At 75.2% G+C, this 22,532-nt stretch carries 15 protein-coding genes; 11 read left to right on the top strand and 4 right to left on the bottom strand.

Annotated features, from left to right (window positions below; genetic code table 11):
* Window positions 1–23: 23 nt before the first annotated feature.
* The gene (locus J5O08_RS09930; protein ID WP_218706687.1) at window positions 24–857 is read right to left on the bottom strand and encodes a sulfurtransferase; all 834 of its coding nucleotides are present in this window, start codon (window positions 855–857) and stop codon (window positions 24–26) included.
* A 275-nt stretch (window positions 858–1,132) separates the two neighbouring features.
* Here J5O08_RS09930 and J5O08_RS09925 point away from each other — a divergent pair, with 275 nt between their 5' ends.
* Genes J5O08_RS09925 through J5O08_RS09915 form a run of 3 tightly spaced genes read left to right on the top strand, consistent with a single transcriptional unit; the run spans window position 1,133 to window position 5,846 of the window.
* A complete protein-coding gene (locus J5O08_RS09925) occupies window positions 1,133–2,155 on the top strand; it encodes a 3-oxoacyl-ACP synthase III (protein WP_217614455.1) in 1,023 nt (340 codons plus the stop codon).
* Window positions 2,152–4,857 carry an alpha/beta fold hydrolase gene (locus tag J5O08_RS09920; protein ID WP_218706685.1) on the top strand — a complete coding sequence of 902 codons (2,706 nt, stop codon included), beginning with the start codon at window positions 2,152–2,154 and terminating at the stop codon, window positions 4,855–4,857. The genes J5O08_RS09925 and J5O08_RS09920 overlap by 4 nt, the downstream gene beginning before the upstream one ends.
* Window positions 4,854–5,846, top strand: coding sequence for an NAD(P)-dependent oxidoreductase (locus J5O08_RS09915; protein WP_218706683.1), 993 nt, complete (start codon window positions 4,854–4,856; stop codon window positions 5,844–5,846). Before J5O08_RS09920 ends, J5O08_RS09915 begins: the two co-directional genes overlap by 4 nt.
* Window positions 5,847–5,858: 12 nt before the next feature.
* Here the strand turns inward: J5O08_RS09915 and J5O08_RS09910 are convergent, their stop codons facing one another.
* Genes J5O08_RS09910 through J5O08_RS09900 form a run of 3 tightly spaced genes read right to left on the bottom strand, consistent with a single transcriptional unit; the run spans window position 5,859 to window position 12,174 of the window.
* On the bottom strand, window positions 5,859–7,925 hold the full coding sequence (locus J5O08_RS09910) for a serine/threonine-protein kinase (RefSeq protein WP_218706681.1): 2,067 nt from the start codon (window positions 7,923–7,925) through the stop codon (window positions 5,859–5,861).
* Entirely contained in the window at window positions 7,922–9,214 is a 1,293-nt protein-coding gene (locus J5O08_RS09905; RefSeq protein ID WP_218706679.1) for a hypothetical protein, read from the bottom strand. The genes J5O08_RS09910 and J5O08_RS09905 overlap by 4 nt, the downstream gene beginning before the upstream one ends.
* Window positions 9,211–12,174, bottom strand: a complete 2,964-nt coding sequence (locus tag J5O08_RS09900; RefSeq protein WP_218706677.1) for a valine--tRNA ligase — start codon at window positions 12,172–12,174, stop codon at window positions 9,211–9,213. The genes J5O08_RS09905 and J5O08_RS09900 overlap by 4 nt, the downstream gene beginning before the upstream one ends.
* A 490-nt stretch (window positions 12,175–12,664) precedes the next feature.
* Here J5O08_RS09900 and J5O08_RS09895 point away from each other — a divergent pair, with 490 nt between their 5' ends.
* The 8 genes from J5O08_RS09895 to J5O08_RS09860 all read left to right on the top strand — a co-directional run.
* Window positions 12,665–12,961, top strand: coding sequence for a WXG100 family type VII secretion target (locus tag J5O08_RS09895; protein WP_218706676.1), 297 nt, complete (start codon window positions 12,665–12,667; stop codon window positions 12,959–12,961).
* 111 nt (window positions 12,962–13,072) lie between these two features.
* Window positions 13,073–13,882, top strand: a complete 810-nt coding sequence (locus tag J5O08_RS09890; protein ID WP_218706675.1) for an FHA domain-containing protein — start codon at window positions 13,073–13,075, stop codon at window positions 13,880–13,882.
* Entirely contained in the window at window positions 13,822–17,448 is a 3,627-nt protein-coding gene (locus J5O08_RS09885) for an FtsK/SpoIIIE domain-containing protein (protein ID WP_218706674.1), read from the top strand. The genes J5O08_RS09890 and J5O08_RS09885 overlap by 61 nt, the downstream gene beginning before the upstream one ends.
* Window positions 17,449–17,493: 45 nt before the next feature.
* The gene (locus tag J5O08_RS09880) at window positions 17,494–17,766 is read left to right on the top strand and encodes a hypothetical protein (RefSeq protein WP_218706673.1); all 273 of its coding nucleotides are present in this window, start codon (window positions 17,494–17,496) and stop codon (window positions 17,764–17,766) included.
* Window positions 17,763–19,958 (top strand): hypothetical protein, encoded by a 2,196-nt coding sequence (locus J5O08_RS09875; RefSeq protein ID WP_218706672.1) that lies wholly within the window; start codon window positions 17,763–17,765, stop codon window positions 19,956–19,958. The genes J5O08_RS09880 and J5O08_RS09875 overlap by 4 nt, the downstream gene beginning before the upstream one ends.
* A gap of 109 nt (window positions 19,959–20,067) precedes the next feature.
* Window positions 20,068–20,721, top strand: coding sequence for a hypothetical protein (locus J5O08_RS09870; protein ID WP_218706671.1), 654 nt, complete (start codon window positions 20,068–20,070; stop codon window positions 20,719–20,721).
* Between the two features lie 207 nt (window positions 20,722–20,928).
* Complete coding sequence (locus J5O08_RS09865; RefSeq protein ID WP_218706670.1) at window positions 20,929–21,561, top strand: hypothetical protein; 633 nt, start codon at window positions 20,929–20,931, stop codon at window positions 21,559–21,561.
* 305 nt (window positions 21,562–21,866) lie between these two features.
* Window positions 21,867–22,532 (top strand): hypothetical protein (locus J5O08_RS09860; RefSeq protein WP_218706669.1); only part of this gene is annotated, 666 nt, incomplete at its 3' end.

Below are 22,532 nucleotides of genomic sequence, written 5' to 3'. Positions count from 1 at the left end.
GCGCGGCCCGGCGCGGCCCGGCGTCACTCCCCGACGGCGACCGGGCGCTCCGGGTCGTTCGACCACTGGGACCACGACCCCGGGTAAAGCACCGGGGTGCGCCCGGCCAGCACGATCGCCGCCGCCTGGTGCGCGGCGGTGACGCCGGAGCCGCAGTAGACCGCGACCTCGCCGCCCTCGGCCACCCCGAGGGCGGCGAACCGCGCGGTCAGGTCGTCGACGGGTCGGAACCGGCCGTCGTCGTCCAGGTTGTCCGCGGTCGGCGCGCTCACCGCGCCGGGGATGTGCCCGGCGCGCGGGTCGACGGGCTCGACCTCGCCGCGGAACCGCTCGGCGGCGCGGGCGTCGAGCAGCACGCCCTCCTCGGCCCACCGTCCGGCGCCGTCGGCGTCGAGCACGGGCAGCTGGCCGCCGGTCAGCGTCACGTCCCCGGGCTCCGGCGCGGGCTCGGCCGTGTCCAGCGCCCCGCCCGCCGCGACCCACGCCGGCAGCCCGCCGTCGAGGATCCGCACGTCGGCGACGCCCGCCCAGCGCAGCAGCCACCACGCCCGCGCGGCCGACGTGGCGCCGGAGTCGTCGTAGACCACGACCGGCTCGCCGGCGCGCAGCCCCCAGCCGCGCGCCGCGGCCTGCAGGTCCACGACGTCGGGCAGCGGGTGCCGGCCCTCGGCGGCGCTCGGCGGCGCGGCGAGCTCCGTGTCCAGGTCGACGAACACCGCGCCCGGCAGGTGGCCGGCCCGGTACGCGTCGACCCCGGGCGGGCCGCCGAGCGCCCAGCGCACGTCGAGCAGCCGCGGCGGGGTGGGCCCGTCCAGCTCGCGGGCGAGGTCGGCGGCGGTCACGAGCACGTCGGTCATGGCGCCCAACCTACGGGCGCGGGCGGCCCGGCGACCAGGGACGGCGCTTCCGGCGGGCGGGCGGGTGCGGGACGTGTCCGACACCACGCGCACGCCCCGGAACCCGCGGGATCGCGCGCTCGTTCACCCCCTGGTGCCCCGTCCCGGACCCCCGGCAGAGAGGTCCGCCCCGTCGCACCAGGACCTTCGTGGCGCGCGCTGGAGCCGGGTGCAGCATGCTGGCTCCCTCAGTACGCCGCGAGCCCCGCTCGTCCTGTCGCCCGTCTGGAGCCCGTGTGTCCGGTAACGCCACCACCCGGTTCGGCAACGTCTCGCTGCTCTCCGTCGCGAGCCGGCTGCCCAGCCGCATCACCACGTCCGCCGAGATCTCCGAGCGGCTCGGGTCGGCGCTGCGCCGGCTGCGGCTGCCGCGGACGGTCCTGGAGCGCGTCGCGGGGGTGGAGGAGCGTCGCAACTGGGGGCCGGGCGAGGACGCCGACACCGCGACGATCGCCGCGGGCACCGAGGCGCTCCGCGAGGCGGGCGTGAACCCCGGCGACGTCGGGCTGCTGATCAACACGTCGGTGACCCGCAAGCACCTGGAGCCGTCCGTCGCGGTGCGGCTGCACCACGGGCTCGGGCTCGGCAGCCACGCGGTGAACTTCGACGTGGCGAACGCCTGTCTCGGGTTCATCAACGGGATGAGCCTGGCGGCGACGATGATCGAGTCCGGCCAGGTGCGGTACGCGGTCGTGGTGAACGGCGAGGACGCCGACGACATCCAGCGGACCACGGTCGAGCGCCTGCTCCGGCCGGAGGTCGGCCGCGAGGACTTCATGGAGGAGTTCGCGACGCTGACGCTCGGCTCGGGCTCGGCAGCGGCCGTCCTCGGCCGGACGGACGAGAACCCCGGCGGGCACCGGGTCCTCGGCGGGGTGACCCGCGCGGCCACCCGGTTCCACGACCTGTGCGTGGGCAGCGCCGACGCGATGCTCACCGACGCCCGGGCGCTGCTCGAGGGCGGGCTGGAGCTCGTGGTCGACGCCTGGCACGAGGCGCAGCGGGACTGGGACTGGTCGTCGATGGACCGGTACGTCACGCACCAGGTGTCCCGGGTGCACACCGACGCCATCGTCAAGGCGGTCGGCCTGAACCGGAAGCGCGTCCCCACGACCTTCCCGCACCTCGGCAACGTCGGCCCCGCGTCGATCCCGATCACGCTGGTCGAGGAGCAGCACTCCCTGCGGTCGGGCGACCGGGTCCTGCTCATGGGCGTCGGCTCGGGCATCAACACCGCGATGATGGAGCTCGCCTGGTGACCGCTGCGCTCCGCGTCCGTCCCGCCTCCGTCCCGCCCGCCGGGCTGCCCGGCCTCGACCCGCGGTTCAGCCGGCTGCTGCCGCTCCCCGAGGGCGCCCCCGACCCCGCGCCCGACACCGGCCTCGGCGTCGGCGAGCCCGCCTGGCACCACCTCGACACGGGGCCTGAGCTCGCCGCGCGCGGGATCACCCCGGTCGGCACGGTCCTCGCCGTGCACGGCAACCCCACGTGGTCCTACCTGTGGCGGTCGCTGATCCCCGCGACGCTCGACGCCGCGGCCGCGGGCCGGCCGGCGTGGCGCGTCGTGGCGGTCGACCAGCTCGACATGGGCTTCTCCGCGCGCACGGGCCGGCACCGTACCCTGCCCGAGCGGGTCCGGGACCTCGACGCGTTCACGACGGCCCTCGGGCTGACGGGGCCGGTCGTGGTCCTCGGGCACGACTGGGGCGGCGTCGTCGCAATGGGCTGGGCGGTCGACCACCCCGACCTGCTGGCCGGCCTGGCGCTGCTCAACACCGCGATCGCCCACCCGGACGGCGAGCCGATCCCCGCGCCGCTGCGCGCGGCCACCGCCGGGCCGGTGCTGCGCCTGGCCACGTCGACCACGCCCGCCTTCCTCGAGACCACGCTCGCCCTGGCGCACCCGCCCCTGGCCCGGGAGGTCGCGGACGCGTACCGGGCGCCCTACCGGCACGCCGAGGACCGCGGCGGGGTCGAGGGCTTCGTCGCCGACATCCCCGGCCACCGCGACCACCCGAGCGCGCCGGAGCTGCGCCGGATCGCCGCGGGCGTCGCCCGGCTCGACGTCCCCGCGCTCCTGCAGTGGGGCCCGCGCGACCCCGTGTTCCGCGACCGGTACCTGGACGACCTGGTCGACCGGCTGCCGCAGGCGCGCGTGCACCGGTACGAGGGCGCGGGGCACCTGGTCGCCGAGGACGTGGACTGGGCGACGCCGCTGCTCGACTGGCTCGCGGAGGCGGTGCCGGGCGACGGCACCGGGGCCGCCGCGGCCGCCCCGGCCCGGGCGACGCCGGCCGACGACGCACCCGACGCCGCCGAGCCCTGGACCCCGCTCTGGGACCGGCTCGACGCCCGCGCCGACGACCCCGGCCCCGCGGTGCTCGACATGGGCGCCGACGGCGGCCCGCGGACCGTGTCCTGGCGGCTGCTCGCCCGCCAGGTGCGCCGGATCGCCGCGGGGCTGCGGCGGGTCGGTGTCGAGCCCGGCGACCGGGTCTCGCTGCTGGTCCAGCCCGGCCCGACGCTCACCGCCCTCGTCTACGCCTGCCTCCGGATCGGCGCGGTCGTGGTGGTCGCGGACGCCGGCCTCGGCCCGCGCGGCCTGACCCGCGCGCAGCGCGGCGCCCAGCCCGACTGGGTGGTCGGGCAGACGAAGGGCCTGCTCGCGGCGCGCGCGCTCGGCTGGCCCGGCGTGCGGATCGCGGCGGACCCGCTCGGTCCCGCGGCGCGGCGCGCGCTCGACGTGGCGCACCTGCTCGTCGACGTCGCCGACCTCGGCCGCGACGAGGTGCTGCCGGCCGAGCCCGGCCCGGCCGACGAGGCCGCGATCCTGTTCACGTCCGGCTCCACCGGCCCCGCGAAGGGCGTCGTCTACACCCACGCCCAGCTGTCGGCGCTCCGGGACGTGCTCGCGACGCACTTCGACGTCGGGCCGGAGACCGGCCTGGTGACGGGCTTCGCCCCGTTCGCCCTGCTCGGACCGGCGCTGGGCACGCGCTCGGTGACGCCCGACATGGACGTGTCCGCGCCCCGCACGCTCACCGCCCGCGCGGTGGCCGACGCGGTGCGGGCCGCCGACGGCTCGATCGTGTTCCTGTCCCCCGCCGCGATCCTCAACGTGGTCGCGACCGCCGACGACCTCGACGCCGACGACCGCGCCGCGCTCGCCCGCGTCCGGACGTTCCTGTCGACCGGCGCGCCGATCAGCGCCGACCTGCTGGGATCGGCGGCCGCGCTGATGCCCGCGGCCGAGGCGCACACGCCCTACGGGATGACCGAGTGCCTGCTGGTCACCGACATCACCCTCGACGGCATCCGGTCCGCCGCGGCCGCGCCGGACGCGGGCGTGTGCGTCGGCCGGCCGGTCGGACCCGGGCGGGTGCTCGTCAGCGCGCTCGACGCCGACGGGGCCGCGACCGGTGCGCCGTCGGACGCCCCGGGCGTGCTCGGCGAGGTGCTGATCAGCGCCCCGCACCTCAAGCAGCACTACGACCGGCTGTGGCTGACCGACCGCGCCGCGGAGCGCGGCGTGCCCGACGGCCGCTGGCACCGCACCGGCGACGTCGGCCACCTCGACGCCGAGGGCCGGCTGTGGATCGAGGGCCGGCTCGCGCACGTCCTCGTCACCGCCGACGGCCCGCTGGCGCCGGTGGGGCCGGAGCAGCACGTCGAGCGGGTGGCCGGCGTGCGCCGGGCGGCCGTCGTCGGCGTCGGGCCCGCGGGCGTGCAGCAGGCGGTGGCCGTCGTCGAGCCGCCCGCCGACGAGGCGCCCCGGCACGCCGGCCTGGCCCCGTCGGACCTGGCGGACGCCGCGCGCGCCGCCTCGCCGGTCCCGCTCGCCGCCGTCCTGGTGGCGCCGCGGATGCCGACCGACGTCCGGCACAACTCGAAGATCGACCGCACCCGGCTGGCGGCCTGGGCCTCGCGCGTCCTGTCCGGCGGCCCGGTGGGCGCGCCGTGACCGTCCTGGTGACCGGGGCGTCCGGGCTGCTCGGCGGCGCCGTCGCGCGCGTCCTGGCCGACCGCGGCGACGACGTCCGCACGCTGCAGCGCCGACCCTCGGCGGTGCCCGGGGCCCGGGACGTCGCGGGCTCGGTCACCGATCCCGCCGCCGTCGCCGCGGCGCTCGACGGCGTCGACGCGGTCGTGCACCTGGCGGCGCGGGTCTCGCTCGCAGGGCCCCGCGAGGAGTTCGACGCCGTCAACATCGGCGGCACCACCACCCTGCTCGACGCCGCCGAGCGCGCCGGGGTCCGGCGGTTCGTCCAGGTGTCGTCGCCGTCGGTCGCGCACGGCGGCTCGTCGCTCGTCGGCGTCGGGGCCGAGCCCGCAGACCCCGCCCACGCCCGCGGCGACTACGCCCGCACGAAGGCGGCGGCCGAGCTGCTGGCGCTCGACCGCGACCGCGGGGGCGACCGCGGGATGGCCGTCGTGGCCGTGCGCCCGCACCTCGTCTGGGGGCCCGGGGACACCCAGCTCGTCGAGCGCGTGCTCGACCGCGCCGCCCGCGGCCGGCTGCCGCTGCTCGACCAGGGCGCCGCGCTCATCGACACCACCTACGTCGACAACGCGGCCCACGGCATCGTCGCGGCGCTCGACCGGGCGGGCGCGCCCGAGGTGCACGGGCACGCCTACGTGCTCACCAACGGCGAGCCGCGGACCGTCGCCGACCTCCTCACCGGCATCTGCCGCGCGGGCGGGGTGCGGCCCCCGGCGTGGCGCGTCCCCGCCGGCCTCGCCCGCGCGGCGGGCGGCCTCGTCGAGGCCGTGTGGCGGCTGCGCCCCGGGACGGACGAGCCACCGATGACCCGGTTCCTCGCCGAGCAGCTGTCGACGGCGCACTGGTTCGACCAGCGCGCCACGCGCGCCGACCTGCGGTGGACGCCGACCGTGGGCCTGGACGAGGGGTTCGCGCGGCTGGCGGCGCACTACGGCGGCGCGCGGGGCTGAGGCGGTCGCCGCTCAGCGCATCCGGATCGCGAACCCCGCCTCGCCCGAGTCGAGGGCGCCGACGACGACCCGGACGTGGCACGACGAGTCGGGCTGCTCAGCGAGCACGCGGATGCCGACGACCTGGGCGGCGTGGCACGACGAGACCGTGACGCCGTCGAGCCCGGCTCCCCCGGTGAGCTGCTGCAGGAGCTCGGTCTCCATGCCGTCGCTCGTGTCCGGGGTGAACAGCTCGATCTCCTCGGCACCGGTTGCCCCGGCGAGCTGCGCCGTCACCCGGTACGGCACCGGGGTCGCGGCGGCCGCGAGCGTGACCCCGATCGGCTCCACTCGCACGCCGGAGACCCGTTGCAGCGCGAACGCGGCGCCGGGGAAGCCCGGCAGGGCCGCGTCGGTGGCCTGCTGCACCGTCTCCAGCCACGGGCCGTAGTCGTCGGCGATCACTCCGTCGGCGCCCACCGGCACCAGGTCCACGGCGAGGTCGACGACGGCGGTCCCCGGCCCCGAGAGGTCGACGTCGAGCAGCCGCTGGCCGCACGCCAGGTCGACGCCGTCGCTCGACGCCCGGACGGGCCGCACCACCCCCTCCTCCCCGACCGCGTCGGCGCAGCCGCCGTCCGGCGCCGGGGTGACGACGAGGACGTCGCCGCTGAGCGGCGCGTTCGGGGCCGCCGACAGCGAGACCCGGAGCCGCGTGACGCGGTCCCGCGCGTCCCACGACGCGTCGAGGTCCATCCGGAGGCCGGTCGGCAGGGTGCTGCCGCTGCGGTGCGCGGCAGCCGTGGTGACCTCGACCTCCGTCGCGCCCGGCTCCCGGTCGAGGACCCCGGAGGCCCACACCCCCGCCCCGGTGCCACCCAGCAGCAGGACCGCACCGACCCCGATCAGCACCCTGGCGCGCCTCGACGTCCGTCGCGCCAGCGCGCTCCGGGGGACGATCCGCGGGTCCGGAGCCGCCGCCCGCATCATGGTGGACCCGTCGGGTTCCGACGACCGCTCGTCCTCGGTGGGACCGGCCGGCATCGGCCGCGCCGGCCGCGCCGCGCGGAGCGAGGTGGCCTCGAGGTCGTCGGGCGCCTCGGCAGGCGCCCCGTCGGCCGCGCGGTCCGGCCTCGCGGCGGCCCCGGGGGTGTCCGCGGAGGACGTCCCGCGGAGCGCCGCCTCCACGGCCCGCTTCCCCGGCAACGCCGTCGCACTCCGCGACCAGGACGCCGGCGTCGGCTGCACCGCGAGCGCCGGGCCCGCGAGGTCCGTCTCGTGCAGGGACCTGAGCAGGTGCGCCGCCTCCGCCGCAGCAGACCGCGCGGCGGGGTCCTTGCTCAGCAGGCGGTCCAGCGCCCGCTGCAGCGGCGCGGACACCGGCAGCGGCGGCGGGGCGTCCTCCATCTGCCGCATGCCGAGGGTCAGGTGGGTGCCCTCGCCGGCGAACGGTGTCCGGCCGGCGAGCAGCTCGTACAGGAGCACGCCGACCGCGTAGACGTCCGACGCCGGCCCGGACCTGCCGTAGGCCACCAGCTCGGGCGGCATGTAGGCGGGGGTGCCGATCAGCTCGGTGCCGGGCGCTCCCTCGTCCTGGACGATGCCCGCGATGCCGAAGTCGGCCAGCCGGACGTCGGCCGCCGCGAGGCTGCCCGCGCGGGCCAGCAGGACGTTGTCCGGCTTCACGTCCCGGTGCACCACCCCCCGGCGGTGGGCGGCGTCGAGCGCGTCGAGCACCGCGATCGCGAGCGGCACCGCCGTGGCGGGCGGCAGCGTGCCCCGCTCCCGGAGCAGCCGGCCGAGGCTGGGCCCCGCGACGAGGTCCATCACGATCGCCAGGTCCCGGCCCTCGGCGACGAAGTCGCGGACCCGGACCACCCGCGGGTGGTCCAGGCCGAGGAGCACCGACCGCTCCCGGACGAACCGCCCGAGGATCTCCGGGTCGGCCGCGTGCTGGGGCCAGAGGAGCTTCGCCGCCACATCGGCACCGGTCTCGCGGTCGTGGGCTCGCCAGACCTCGCCGGACGCGCCCGACCCCAGCCGGTCGACGAGCCGGTACCGGCTGCCGAGGGCGCGACCCGCGGCGGCCGGTTCCGTCACGGCGTGGCCCCGGCGAACCAGGACAGGGCGGCCCGCGACCCGTCGGGCGCGGCGGGCCGCACCCCGGCGTCGGACGTCGAGGCCTGGAGGAGCACCACGTCGGCGTCCGCGAGCGCCTGGGCCGAGCGGAAGTCAAGGTCCGGCCCGGCGAGCCCGTCCGCCCGCCCGAGCTGCAGGCCGCCGAGCGCCTCGCGCACCCGCGCGGGCTCGTCCGACCCCGCGCGGTCGACGGCCCGGACGAGCGCCAGCGCGGCGTCGTGGCTCGCGGCGTCGGCCCTCGGCACACCCGCCCCGCAGCCGTCGTCGTCGTAGACGTTGCGGCACGCCGGGTCGCCGGCCGCGAGCCGCACCGCCGCCAGGAACGCCGCGGTGCGGGATCCCTCGCCCGAGCCCGTGAGAGCGGTGTGGTCCTGGGTGTCGGTGCCGATGCCCACCAGCCGGCCGCCCGAGGTCCCCGCCGCCGCGAGCGTGTCCCCGAACACCGGGGTCAGCGCCTCCGGGGTCAGCACCACCGGGAGCTGTCGCGTCCCGAGCAGGCCCTGCAGCGCGACCACGAGGGCGGCCTGGTCGACCGCAGGGGCGTCCACGACGACCGCGTCGACGAGCCGCTGGTCCAGCAGCGTGACGATCTCCGCGGCGGTGGCGGCCGGGTCCTCGGGGGTTCCCGTCCGGGACGGCGCGCCCGGCGGCACGTCGTCGTCGGGCGCGTCGCCGGGGCCCGGGTCCGGCCGGTCGGCCGCCGCCACGCGGTACGGCGTGCTCGCCGCCAGCCCGTCGAGCGCGTCGTGCACCCGTGCCGCGACGGCGCCGGGGCTCGGGGCGACCGACCACGCACCCGGTGCGACACCCGCTGCGGCACCGTACGGCAGCACCACGGCGGTCGCCGCGTCGTCCGCCGCCGCCACGGCGGCGACCGTGTGCGCCCCTGGCGAGGCCAGGACGACCCCCGCGACGCGCTCGGCGAGCAGGGCGTGCATCGACCGCAGCGCCCCGTCCGCGGTGCCGTCGTCCAGCGCGACGCTCAGCTCCACCCGGTGGCCGCCGAGCCCGAACCGGTACGCGGCGACCTGCGCCCCCTCGACCAGCGGCCGGAACTCGGACCCGACGCCCTCCAGCGGCGGGATCAGCACGCCGAGGCGGACCGTTGCCGGGATCTCCGCCGTGCGGGAGAGCTCGGGCCGTACGGCCGGGACCTCCGGCACCGGCTCCGGGGCGGTGCACGCGCCGAGGACCGCCAGCAGGGCCGCGACCGCGCCGGCCGCGGCCGCGCGGACCGGGCGCGGCGTCACCGCTCGCCCCGGAGCTGGAACACGAACACCGTCTCGAGGTCCTCGTCGACGCCGGCGAACGGTCGGTACGCGGTGAGCCGCTCCTCCGCCGCGGCGAACTGGGCGGCCCGCAGGTCGAGGTCGCGGAGCTCCCCGGAGCGGACGTTGCCGTACGCGGTCGTGGTGCCGTGCACCGAGTCGAGCACGCCGCCCGTGTCACCGACCTGCGTCGTGACGCCGTGCAGCTTGCCGAGCAGACCGCCCCTGCTGGTGGGGTCGGGCGACCCGAGGTTGGCCAGGAGGTCGGCGAAGTCCCCGCCGAGCGACGCCGCCACGGACTGCGACTGGGCGCCCGATCGGTCCATCGCCTCGGTGAGCTGCTGGAGGACCCCGCTGCTGGCCAGGTCGTAACCCGAGAGGACCGCGTCCATCTCCTCCCGCACCTGCTCCCGGGCCGCCGCGACCAGCTCCTGCGAGCTCGCCGTGGCCGCCTCCCGCTGCGCCGTCACCTCGGCGACCAGCCCGGCGGAGAGGAGGTCGATCTGCTCGTGCGCGCGGTCGGCGGCGTCCCGGGTCCGCTCGGAGGCGTGCCCGAGCCGCGCGTCGGAGCCGGCCGAGACCGCACCCAGCCGGTCGTCGAGGTCACGCAGCCGGCTCCCCAGGTCGGCCTCGAGGCAGAGCAACCGGTTCGCGAGCCACACCACCGCCTGCGCCGAGGCGTCGGGACGCCCCGCGGGCGACGGCTGCACCGCGGCGCACTCGCGAGCGTCGGGCGTCGGCTGGACCGAGTCGTCGGGCCAGATCCCGCTCACCAGGGCCACCAGGGCCGCCACCCGCTCGTCGAGCGCGTGCAGGTCCCCGCCGTCGGCCACGAGCGCGCGCGCCTCCTCGACCTCCGCCGCGACCGCCGCGAGCGCCCCGGTCCCGGAGCCGGGGTCGTCGAGGGCGCGCAGCGCCTGCGCCATCGGCCCGGACGCGCCGGTCGACGCCTCCAGGTCGTCCACCGCCGCGTCCAGGGCGCCGAAGGCGTCCTCGACGGCGTCGAGCGCAGCCCGCGCGGTGCCGGCCCTCTCGGTCAGCAGGTCGCTCCCCGCGACCGCGCTCGCGTAGCCGGTGACGAGGTCGGCGGTCGCCGCCGCCAGGTCGCCGAGCGGGCAGTCCGCCGCGCCCAGGCGGTCGAGCGCCGCGACGACCTCCTCTGCCTCCGAGCCGGGGCCGAGGTCGTCCGACCAGCCCGCGGGGCACCCGTCGCCCCCGAGGGTCGCAGCCAGGTCGTCGAGCGCGCCCGCGTACGGCGACGCGAGGAACCACGCGCCCGTGCCGGCGGGCGCTCCCCCGGGCTCGGTGAGCGCGTCGAGCGTCGCGCCGAGGCCGTCGGCAGGATCGAACAGCAGCCGGTGCACGTCGTCCCTGGCCGATCGCAGCCGGTCCACGGCCGCCGCGGTGCCGGTCAGTGCCGCACGCGACGCCCGCACGCCCGCGCGGGCGTCGTCCGACGCGGCCTGGACGCGGTCCACCCAGGCGGCGAGGTCGGCGCCGACCGAGCGGGACCCCGCCCGCGCAGCCGCGAGCTCGTCGCGCAGCGTCGTCAGCGACGCGGCCACGCCCTGCGCCCCGCCGAGCGTGCCGCTCAGCGCGCCGACGTCGAGCCGGTCGGCCACGGTGCGCACGTCGTCGAGCGCGGTCGCGAGCAGCGTGAAGTCCGCGGCGAGGGCGCCGCGCGCCACCGCGAGGGTGCAGGCGACGGTGCGCCAACCCTCGGGGGTCGCCTCGCAGCGGGCCGCGGCCTCGGGGTCCTCGAGCGCGACGGGGTCGCCCACCGTCTCCAGCACCAGCTCGTGCAGCGCCGCGCGGCAGTTGTCGGGTGGAGCGGCCCGGCCCGCGGCGAACAGGTCCGCGACGGCTCGCAGCTGTGCGTCCGCCAGGTGCACGGTGGCGGACACGGTGCGCGCCTCGCCCTCGGCGAGCGCCGGCATGGTCACCGAGCAGCCGGCCACGACCGTCTCCGACAGCGCGGGGCGCACGCCGGGCGAGCCGAGGACGTCCGTGACCGAGCGCGACAGGTCGCGGACGCCGCGGTGCGTCTCGGAGCCGACCTGGGTGAGGCCGGACCGCGTGTCGGTCAGCACGGCCTCGAGCTCCTCGCCCGTGCGGGCGAGGTGGTCGAGCACCTGCTCGGAGCTCGACCCGAGGTTCTGGTACGTCCGCTCGCCGAGGTGCGCCACGTCCTGCACCAGCGCGGCGTGCACCTGGTCGACGAAGTCCAGCCCCTCGGCCAGGGTCCGGCCCACCCGCTGCACGAGCCCGATCGCGGCGCTCTCCTGCCGCGCGGCGTACCCGTCCGCGCCGTACGCCCGGTCGATGAGCGCGGCCACCGAGGGGTCCGTCACCAGCCCGGGCTGGACGGTCAGGTCGACGGAGGGCGCCCGGAAGTCCGCCGACTCGACCACCAGCGTGAACTCGGCGGTCGGGGACAGCATCGGGGCGGCGAGGAACGCGGCCCACTGCACCGAGCGCGCGCCCTCGACCGTCTCCACCAGAACGCCGTCCGTCACCCGCGGGTCGTCCTGCGCACCGTCGTCGACCTGGACCACCCGGTCCCCGGCGCCCACGACGGCGCTCGCCACCACCGTCAGCGGCACGCCCACCAGTGCCTGCTGCTGGTACCGGGCGCCGCCCGTCTCGAACGCCACGTCGGTCGGCTGCGCGGTGAGGTCCTGGACGGCCACCTGCACGACGAACCGCCCCGCCCTGCCGTCGAGGTCCGCGAGGTCGGTGCCCGAGGTCCCGTCGTGCCACCAGGCGGTCTGCACCCGCACGGGCAGGTCGGCTGCGGCCTGCGCCGGCTCCAGGTCCTCGCGGAGCTCCGTGATGCCCCCGGCCTCGTCCCGCACGACGCTCGCCGTGGACACCGCCCGGATCGCCCCGTCCGTCCCCAGCTGCACGCCGATGGTCTGCAACCCGTGCTGCTCGGAGGCCACGGAATGACGCGGGACCACGAGCACCGAAACGAGCGCGAGAATGCCGAGCGCAGCGGCGGCCACGACAATGCGGCGGCGAGCCGACCACGCATTCAGGGCACGAGGAACGGCGGACACACGGACTCCTTCGACGGACGATCGACGCGGCGGCGGGCCGGGCGGCGGGCCGGGCGGCACGGGCGCACCGGCGGGGTGGACAGTAGCGGACACCCAGGTCACAGCGGCGCGGGACGTCGTCCGGGACAGCGCGCACACCACCCAGTGGCCCGCGGCGCGCACTACTCAGGGAGCTCCCTGCCACTGAGTGCTGCATCCGCTCAGGTAGCACCGGTGCCCGGTCTGACCACATTTCGATACCGTGTCGATTTCCGTCGCCACTCAACTTTCCCCGACGGCACTCAACTTTCCGCTGGCGGCACTGAGAGGCGCGCTAGCGTCCGGCAGCACGGGCGGCGCACCCCGCCCGCCACCGACGACGAGGGAGTCCCCCATGGCCAACCTGAACGTGAGCTACGACGAGATGGACGCCGCGGCCCGCCGCCTGACGGACGGGCGCGAGCAGCTGAACGACCAGCTGACGCAGCTGCGCACGTTCATCCAGAACCTCGTGTCGTCGGGATTCGTCACCGACCAGGCGTCGGGTGCGTTCAACCAGAGCTACGAGCAGTTCACGACCGCAGCCACGACGACCGTGAGCAACCTGACCGAGATCGCGCAGAACCTGCGGACGACCGCGCAGGTGCTGCGCGACACCGACACCGAGATCGCCGCGCGGCTGCGCGGCTGACCGCGACCGGCGCCGTACGGGGGCCGCACCCCTCCGCACGGCGCCGGCTCGCCCCGACCGCCCGCCTTCGACGGCCTGGCCGCCGCCCGCCGTCCCGCCCCCGGAGGAGCCATGCGCACCCGCGTCGTCCTGCGCCGACCGCACGCGCCGGCGACCCCGGTGACGATCACCACCGACGCCACGGCCACCACGGGCGACCTCGCCGACGCGCTGGTCCGTGCGGACCCCGTCGGCGCCCCGCCCCCACCTCGCGTGCTCCGCATCCACCGGCCCGACGACGTCGAGCTCCGCACGCTCGATCCCGCGACCACCCTGAGCGAGTCGGGCTTCCGCGCGGGGTCGACCATCACCGTCGCCGCGGCGGACCACCGCGAGCAGGGCGACGAGGCACCGGCGGTCGTCCGCCTGGTCGTCGTCGCCGGCCCCGACTCCGGCCGCGAGCTCGACCTCCCCGCGGGCACCGCCACGATCGGGCGCGGACCCGACTGCGACCTCAGGCTCACCGACCCCCAGGTCTCCCGCCTGCACGCGCGGCTGCTCGTCGGCGACGTCGTGGAGGTCGTCGACGCCGGGTCCGCCAACGGGGTCGTCATCGGCGACGGCGCCGTGACCCGCGGCGTCCTGCGCCCCGACGACATCCTCGTGCTCGGCGGCACCGAGCTCCAGGTCCTCGTGATCGACCCCGAGGCCCGCACCCACACCGCCGGGGCGTCGGGGGCCGTGATGGCCTACAACCGCTCGCCGCGGCTGGTCGCCCGCTACCCGGAGCGCACGGTCCCCGCGCCGGACGTGCCCACACCGCCGACGCCCTCGCGCTTCCCGGCGCTGATGCTCATCGGGCCGATGGTGTGGGCGCCGCGATGTACGCCTTCACCCGCAACCCGATGTCGCTCATGTTCGTGGCGCTCAGCCCGCTCATGATGGTGGCCAACTGGTGGAACGGCCGGAGCACGGGCAAGCGGAAGCTCGTCACCGAGACCGCCGCCTTCCACGACGGGCTCGACCTGCTGCGCGCGCAGGTCCGCGCGGACCACGAGTCCGAGCGGCAGGCGCGGCTCGCGGAGGCGCCCGCGACGCGGGAGACCGTGGGCGCCGCCCTCGGCCTCGCGCCCGTGCTGTGGTCGACCCGCCCCGGGGAGCCCGGGTTCCTCGCGGTCCGGGTCGGCACCGGCACCGCGCCGTCGCGCACCACGGTCGAGGAGCCGTCCCGCGGCTCCGCCGACGCCGGCCTGTGGCAGGAGCTCCAGGACGTGCTGGACGGGCTGCGGGACGTCGACGGCGTCCCGCACACCGTGGACCTGACCGACCTGGGCGTGCTGGGCGTCACCGGGGACCCCGAGCACGCGGTTCCCGTCGTCCGCGCGCTGCTCGCGCAGGTCGCGTGCCTGCACTCGCCGGCCGAGGTCGTGGTCGCGGGCCTCGCGTCACGGACCAGCGCGTCCCGCTGGGAGTGGCTGTCGTGGCTGCCGCACGTCGACTCGGCGCACTCCCCGCTCGGGGCGCACCTCGCGTCCAGCCCCGCCTCGTGCGCGACCGTCGTCACGCAGGTCGAGGAGCTCATCGCCCACCGCCTCGAGGGCTCCCGCCCCCGCGGTGGCACCGCGCTGCCCTGGGTCGTGCTGCTCGTCGAGGACGACGCCCCGGCCGAGCGCGGCCGGCTCGTGCGGATCGCCGAGGAGGGGCTCGCCGCCGGGGTCGTGGTCGTCTGGCGCGCCGACACCCAGCGCAGGCTGCCGGCCTCGTGCCGGGCCGTCCTGGTCGCCGACGAGCGCGGCGCGCGCACCGGCCGGACCGCCGACGGCCAGTGGTGGGACATCACCCCCGAGACCCTCGACGCCGAGACCGCCACGGCCCTCGGGCGGCACCTGGCGGGCGTGACCGACGCGGGCGCCCTCACCCTGGACGAGTCCGACCTGCCCCGGTCCGCCGGCTACCTCGCGATCGTCGGACCGGAGGTCGCCGAGGACGCCGGCGCCGTCGTCGAGCGCTGGCACGAGACCGGGTCGATCCTCGACCGCACCGCGCCTCCCGCCCGGCGGTCGTCCGACGCCCACTTGCGCGGCGTGGTCGGGCAGGGCACCGACGGCGAGTTCGTCCTCGACCTCCGGTCCCAGGGACCGCACGCCCTCGTCGGCGGGACGACCGGCGCCGGCAAGTCCGAGTTCCTCCAGGCGTGGGTGCTCGGCATGGCCGCCGCGCACTCCCCCGACCGGGTCACCTTCCTGTTCGTCGACTACAAGGGCGGCGCCGCGTTCGCCGACTGCGTCGAGCTGCCGCACTGCGTCGGCCTGGTGACGGACCTCGCCGGCCACCTCGTGCGGCGTGCCCTCACCTCGCTGCGCGCCGAGCTCCGGCACCGCGAGCACCTGCTCGCCCAGGCCGGCGCCAAGGACCTGCTCTCGCTCGAGCGCACCGGCGACCCCCGCACCCCGCCGGCCCTCGTCATCGTCGTGGACGAGTTCGCCGCCCTCGTCCAGGAGATCCCGGAGTTCGTCGACGGCGTCGTCGACGTCGCCCAGCGCGGTCGCTCCCTCGGCCTGCACCTCGTCCTCGCGACCCAGCGTCCCGCCGGCGTCATCAAGGACAACCTGCGCGCCAACACCAACCTGCGCATCGCCCTGCGGATGGCCGACGAGGCCGACTCCAGCGACGTCCTCGGCTCCCCGATGGCGGCCCACTTCGACCCCCGGATCCCGGGGCGCGGCGCCGTGCGGACCGGCCCGGGGCGGCTCGCGATGTTCCAGACCGGATACGTCGGCGGGCGGTCCGACAGCGCGCCCCCGCCGGTGTCCGTGGGCATCGAGACGCTGGCGTTCGGGCCCGGGGAGGAGTGGACGGTGCCACCGCCGCCGGAGGCGCTGCTCGAGCGGCCCGTGGAGGGGCCGACCGACGCCGCGCGGGTCGTCGCGACGCTGCGGCGCGCCGCGGAGCAGGCGGGCGTCCCGGCGCCGCGGCGGCCGTGGCTCGACGAGCTGCCGGAGATCATCACCCTGGACACCGGTTCCGGCCACACCGACGGCGACCTGCCCCTCGGCCTCGTCGACGTCCCCGCAGACCAGGCTCAGGTGGCGTTCCGGTACCGGCCGGACGAGGACGGGTCGCTCGCGATCTACGGCACCTCCGGCTCCGGGAAGTCCACCGCGCTGCGCTCGATCGCCGTCGCCGCGGCCACCGCCGCCGGGCACGTGCGGATCTACGGGCTCGACTTCGCCGGCGGCGCGCTCGGCATGCTCGAGGCGCTGCCGCAGGTGGGGTCCGTCGTCGCGGGGTCGGACACGGAGCGGGTGCAGCGGCTGCTGACGGAGCTGCTCACAGAGGTCGAGCGGCGCGCGAGCGCCTACTCCGCCGCACGGGCCGACACCCTCACCGGCTACCGGGACCTCGCCGGACAGGACGACCCCCGGCTGTACCTGCTGCTGGACGGCCTGGTGGCGTTCCGCAGCACGTACGAGGGCCAGTCGACCACCGCCGCGATCGTCTCCCAGCTCCAGCGGGTCCTCGCCGAGGGGCGGGCCGTCGGGATCCACGTCGTCGTGACCGTGGAGCAGCCCAGCGGCCTGCCGACCTCCATGGCCAGCGCCGTCGGCAAGCGGCTCGTGCTGCGGCAGGTCGATGAGAACGCCTCCGCCCAGCTCGGCATCCCCAAGGACGTGTTCTCCGGCGAGTCCCCCGCCGGCCGCGCCGTGCTGTCCGGCACCACGGACGTGATCCAGGTCGCCACTCCGGGTGGCTGCGACGCACCCGTCGAGCAGGCCACGCACATCGAGGCGCTGGCGGCGCAGATCGCCGCAGCCGGGGCTCCGGAGGCGCCGGGGGTGCGGCGGCTCGAGAGCGTCGTCCCGGTCGCGGACCTGCCGGACGACGTCGCCGGCGAACCCGTCCTCGGCATCGCCGACGACACGCTCGCCCCGATGGGGTTCGGCCGGTCGGGGACGTTCGTCGTCGCCGGCATGTCCGGGTCCGGGCGCACGACCGCGCTCATCGCCCTGGCGCACGCGCTTCGGCGCCACCGCGCCGATGCACCCCTCTACTACGTGGGCCCCCGGCGCTCCGCGGCGGGCAAGGCCGACGTGTGGGACCGCACGGCCCGCCGGATGGAGGACATCGCGGCCATGGCCCGGGACCTCGCGCCGGAGTTCGAGGTCCCCCACGACGACGAGCCCGGCAGCACCCTCGTCATCGAGGGCGTCGCCGACTTCGTGAACTCCGAGGTGGACGCCGCCCTGCTCGGGCTGATCCGCTCCGCGCGCCGCAACGGGCACCTGGTGATCGCCGAGTCGGAGACCCAGACCTGGTTGTCGTCCTGGCCCCTGATCGGCGAGCTCCGCAGCGAACGGCGCGGGATCGCGCTGCAGCCGGACCAGGCCGACGGCGACTCCCTGTTCCGCACGTCGTTCCCCCGGGTGCGGCGCACCGACTTCCCCGTCGGGCGCGGGCTGTACGTCCAGACCGGGCACGCGCGCACCGTCCAGCTGCCACGCCCCTGACCAGCCACGACCGGCACCACCCGACCCGAGAGCGAGGACGACACCGTGAGCACCCTGACCGTGAGCGGCGACGCAGTGGCCGAACCCGTGCGCACGCTCCGGGAGTGCCGGTCGATGATCCGCCCGGACCGCACGATCCCGTCCATCTCCTCGTGCGGCTCGGACCAGGTGATCCAGGCCTACGTGCACGCCTTCCAGATGATCCGGCAGCAGGACGCCAACGCCTACACCTCCTGGGCGAACCTGGGCGACCAGCTCGAAGCCGCCGTCGACAGCATGACCTGCGTCGACGCCGCACTGGCGGAGAGCTTCCGGTGAGCGGGACCGACCGCCGGCCCGACCACGGCGTCCCCGGCGAGTGCGACAGCGCCGCCGAGCAGGTGCGCGGGATCTGCACCGACCTCGCCGGCGCCGCCAGCACCGCCAGCACCCTCGGCCCTACGGTGCGCACCGCCTGGCAGGGACAGGCCGGGAACGCGTTCTGCTCGAGCCTGGACGCGGCCACCGAGTCCAGCAGGCTCACCGTCGCGGCGTGGGACCGGGTCAAGGACGAGCTCGTGCGCTACGCCACCCGCCTCAGGGACATCCAGGCCCGCGGCGACCAGATCCGTTCCGCGCTGTCCAGCGCCGAAGGCTCCCTCAGTACCGCCAAGAAGACCCTCGCACGCTACGAGAAGGACGACGACACCGCGGCCTGGCGCATCACCCACGCCCGCGGCACCGTCGCCTCCCTCACCGACGACATCGCGACCCAGATCGTCGCACTCGACAACCTGCGCGCCGAACGGCAGGCACTCGACAACGACGTAGCCGCCGCCCTGCACAGCGCACCCGGTGCCGGCGCCACCGCCTGGCAGGCCATCGCCTACCGCAACGGCCGCACCATCCCCAAGACCGACATCCTCGACGAGCTGCTCGACCTGCTCGACCGCGACCCCACCGGCAACCTCGACCTGCTCCACCAGTTCCTGCTCATGCACAGCAACGACACCGAGCTCATGAGCACGTTCTTCGACGGGCTCGGCGCACGAGGGCTGATCGACCTCATGCGCCGAGCCGGACCGGGCGGCACCGCCACCTTCATCTTCGGATTGCTCGCCACCGGCTTCGTCACGGCCTCGTCCGGGTGGTCCTCCGACAAGCAGCGCGCCTTCGGTGCCGCACTCGTCAACGCGATCGACCCCGACACCGTGTCGTCCCTCACCTCAGACCAGGAGCTCCTCGCCCGCCTGCTGGCATCGCCGGGTGTGCCGCCCCACGTGGGCCTCGGCGCGTTCGCGCGTCTCGACGAACTCCGTCACCTGAACCCCACGAGATTCGCTGCGATCACCGCTCCCCTCGGCGCCCCTTCGGGAGCGGCTGACTACACGATCGAGTCGCTGGCGAACACGCTCTTCCTCCTCATGAGCCAGATCCCCGGGGAAGCTCGCGACTACTTCTTCTCGCGGAGCGACCCAACGGAAGCGGTGGCCTACTGGTACGGCAGGCATCCTTGGGCGAGCGACGGGTTCACCGGACCCGCCGCCCTGCTCCGGGCGATCGCGAACGAACCCGTGGATCTCGCCGGCGGCGACGAGCAGTGGAAGGCGATCCTCGAGTTCTGCTCCACGGCTCTGGACAACTTGGGCGGCCGTCCCGACTACAACACCTCGAACGTGAGCCCGGCGGCGGCACTGGACATCGCCATCGCCATCTCGTCCTTCATCCCGGAGATCGCGGGCAACATCTTCGGCGATCAGGATCGATCCACGTCCACGGGCGTAGCGGCGGAAGTGTTCCGCGACGGACTCCTCCAGAACGCGCCGACGCTGGATGCGCAGTTCGGCAACCTGGCTCGCGCCCTTGGTGTCGCCGCCACCCATCCGAGCGCTCTGAGTGCCTTCCTGGTCCAGATGCGCGCTTACGGCGACGCGGTGCTGGCCCACGTGACGGGCGTGACGCCCCCGACACTCGATCAGGCCCGAGCCCTTCTGAGCTCGGTGAGCGCCGTGTGGGGTTTCACGTACGCGGCCTACAGCGTCGAGGCAGCAGGGGACGCGGCACGCCTCAGCAACTCGTCGCGGGCGCTCCTCGACCAGATCTTCGCGGTCGGCGGATTGGTACCTGTCCCGGGCGCGAGTGCGGGCGTCGGCATCGGAGTTGCCGCTGCCACCACTGTGGCGCCAGACGTCTTGGCGAAGATCATGCCGCAGATCCTGACGGACGATCAGTTGCTCGAGATCCGCAACAACCCCAAGACGGCGGGCCGTGACGAGCTCAATACCAGGATCAGCGACGCACTCGAGACCGCGATCGCCGGAATGAACCCCCCGTACACCGTCGTAGACCTCGGCACCGGCCTGGTACGCCCGGTCACGATCGATGACTTCGCCAAGAACATTGGCGAGACGTACGACACCGCGGCGGCCGCCTTCAGCAGCGAGGAGACCGATGGCGCCTACTCGGTCTCACTGAGTCATAGCGACGAGACCGTGAGCCGCGATCAGATGGCAGCAGGAAAGGTGAACTAGCGTGCGGACACGACTCCGTGGCTGCGGGATCGGCGTACTGGCCTGCCTGGTGATCGCTGGGTGCTCGACGTCCGTCGACCCATCACCCTCCCCCACACCCACGCCAAGCGTGCCCGCCCTGGTGACACGGGCCTCAACACCCGGCGATCTGACCCCGCCGCATCCCGCGGACAACCCCTACGAGCACACCGACGTCGTCATCTCCCTACGCCACGACTTCGCTGTCGCCCTGTGGGCGGGGCTGAACGACCTGTGCGAGACCGACGAATACCGGGCACTGGTCGACGAGGATGGGGTGTTCAGGTGCGCGGAATTCTACTCATTCACGACAGGCGGAGATAAACTACCGATCGGCCCGGCGAGTTTCACGCCGCTGAAGGTCGTAACTCGCGACGATGACTACGTCGAGGTCCACGCCTGCTATCAAGACTCGCCCCAGCGCCACGCTCTGCGAAGCACGGGTGAAGTGGAGACCGCGGGACCGATCCAGAGGTTCCTGATCACCTACATTCTGTCGCCTTTGACCGAGGACGAGCAGGCCGCGTTGATCGCGCTCGGGCTCGGGCTCGAACCCACCACGCACCGCCTCCGCGAAGTGCAGCCCAGGTCCGAACCCTGCCCAGACGTCGAGGTCACCACCCAGATCTTTGTCGACTGGCCGCGGACGAGCGTCTTCACATCGCCCGCGCCGTTCTCGACACCCCCGCCGCATTGGCGGGACGATACACCTCCGACCCGGCCACCGAGCCTCGCGGCTCGGTAAAACCCGGCGCAGACCGCAAATGGCTGTCCATGAGCAATAAAGGCGAGACCGCAAGCCGTGATCAGGTGGCGGCCGGAAAGGTGAACTAGCGTGCGAACACGACTTCGCCGACGCGGCGTCGGCGCACTGGCCCTCCTGGTGATCGCCGGATGCTCGTCGACCATCGACCCATCACCTTCCCCCACCCCCAGGCCGAGCATGGCTCTGGTGACACGTGCCTCGACACCCGGCGAACTGAACCCGCCGCACCCCGCGGACAACCCCTACGAGCACACCGACGTCATCGTCTCCCTCCGCCGCGACTTCGTCGTCGCCTCGTGGGGGTGGCTCAACGACCTGTGCAGCACCGACGAGTACAAGGCGCTGGTGGACGCAGACGGGTTCAAATGCGAGGAAAACTACTCGTTCACCACAGGAGGAGATCGGTTCGGAATCGGCCCGGCGAGTTTCACGCCACTGGAGATCGCTCCTCGAGACGATGGCCACGTCGAGGTGATCGCGTGCTACGAGGATTCGCCCCAACGCTACGCCCTGCGAAGCACGGGTGAGGTAGAGACCGAAGGCTCGACCCAGAGGTTCCGGATCACCTACGACCTCTCGCCGTTGACCGAGGACGAGCGCACCGCGTTGATCACACTCGGGCTCGAACCCACCACGCACCGCCTCCGCGAAGTGCAGCCCAGCTCCGAACCCTGCCCCGACGTCGAAGTCACCACCCAGATCTTTGTCGACTGGCCGCGGACGAGCGTCTTCACATCGCCCGCGCCGTTCTCGACACCCCCGCCGCATTGGCGGGACGACACACCTCCGACCCGGCCACCGAGCCTCGCGGCGAGGTAATCCCCGACGCAGAATGCAAATGGCTGTCTATGAGCCATAGCGACAAGACCGCGAGCCGCGGCCAGATGGCGGCCGGAAAGGTGAACTAGCGTGCGGACACGACTGCGCGAGTGCGCCATGAGCGCATTGGCGTTCCTGGTGATAGCCGGGTGCTCCTCGACCGTCCACCCGTCACCCTCTCCCACACCCAGGCCGAAATTGGCCCTGATGACACGGGCCTCGACACCCGGCGATCTGACCCCGCCGCATCCCGCGGACAACCCCTACGAGCACACCGACGTCGCGGAGAGCTTCCGGTGAGCGGGATGGAACGCCGGCCCGACCACGGCGTGCCCAGCGTGTGCGACAGCGCCGCCGAGCAGGTGCGCGGGATCTGCACCGACCTCGCCGGCGCCGCCAGCACCGCCAGCACCCTCGCCCCTACGGTGCGCACCGCCTGGCAGGGACAGGCCGGGAACGCGTTCTGCTCGAGCCTGGACGCGGCCACCGAGTCCAGCAGGCTCACCGTCGCGGCGTGGGACCGGGTCAAGGACGAGCTCGTGCGCTACGCCACCCGCCTCAGGGACATCCAGGCCCGCGGCGACCAGATCCGTTCCGCGCTGTCCAGCGCCGAAGGCTCCCTCAGTACCGCCAAGAAGACCCTCGCACGCTACGAGAAGGACGACGACACCGCGGCCTGGCGCATCACCCACGCCCGCGGCACCGTCGCCTCCCTCACCGACGACATCGCGACCCAGATCGTCGCACTCGACAACCTGCGCGCCGAACGGCAGGCACTCGACAACGACGTAGCCGCCGCCCTGCACAGCGCACCCGGTGCCGGCGCCACCGCCTGGCAGGCCATCGCCTACCGCAACGGCCGCACCATCCCCAAGACCGACATCCTCGACGAGCTGCTCGACCTGCTCGACCGCGACCCCACCGGCAACCTCGACCTGCTCCACCAGTTCCTGCTCATGCACAGCAACGAC

It is taken from the genome of Cellulomonas sp. PS-H5, assembly GCF_019265565.1.
Lineage (GTDB): Bacteria > Actinomycetota > Actinomycetes > Actinomycetales > Cellulomonadaceae > Cellulomonas.
The sequence above is the reverse complement of the archived record's forward strand: the minus strand, read 5'-3'. Positions and strand labels throughout refer to the sequence as shown.

Bases quoted from the DNA above. Each gene is read 5' to 3' on its own strand.
- J5O08_RS09885 (WP_218706674.1), top strand. From the start codon at position 13,822: ATGTACGCCTTCACCCGCAACCCGATGTCGCTCATGTTCGTGGCGCTC.
- J5O08_RS09930 (WP_218706687.1), bottom strand. From the start codon at position 857: ATGACCGACGTGCTCGTGACCGCCGCCGACCTCGCCCGCGAGCTGGAC.
- J5O08_RS09890 (WP_218706675.1), top strand. From the start codon at position 13,073: ATGCGCACCCGCGTCGTCCTGCGCCGACCGCACGCGCCGGCGACCCCG.
- J5O08_RS09895 (WP_218706676.1), top strand. From the start codon at position 12,665: ATGGCCAACCTGAACGTGAGCTACGACGAGATGGACGCCGCGGCCCGC.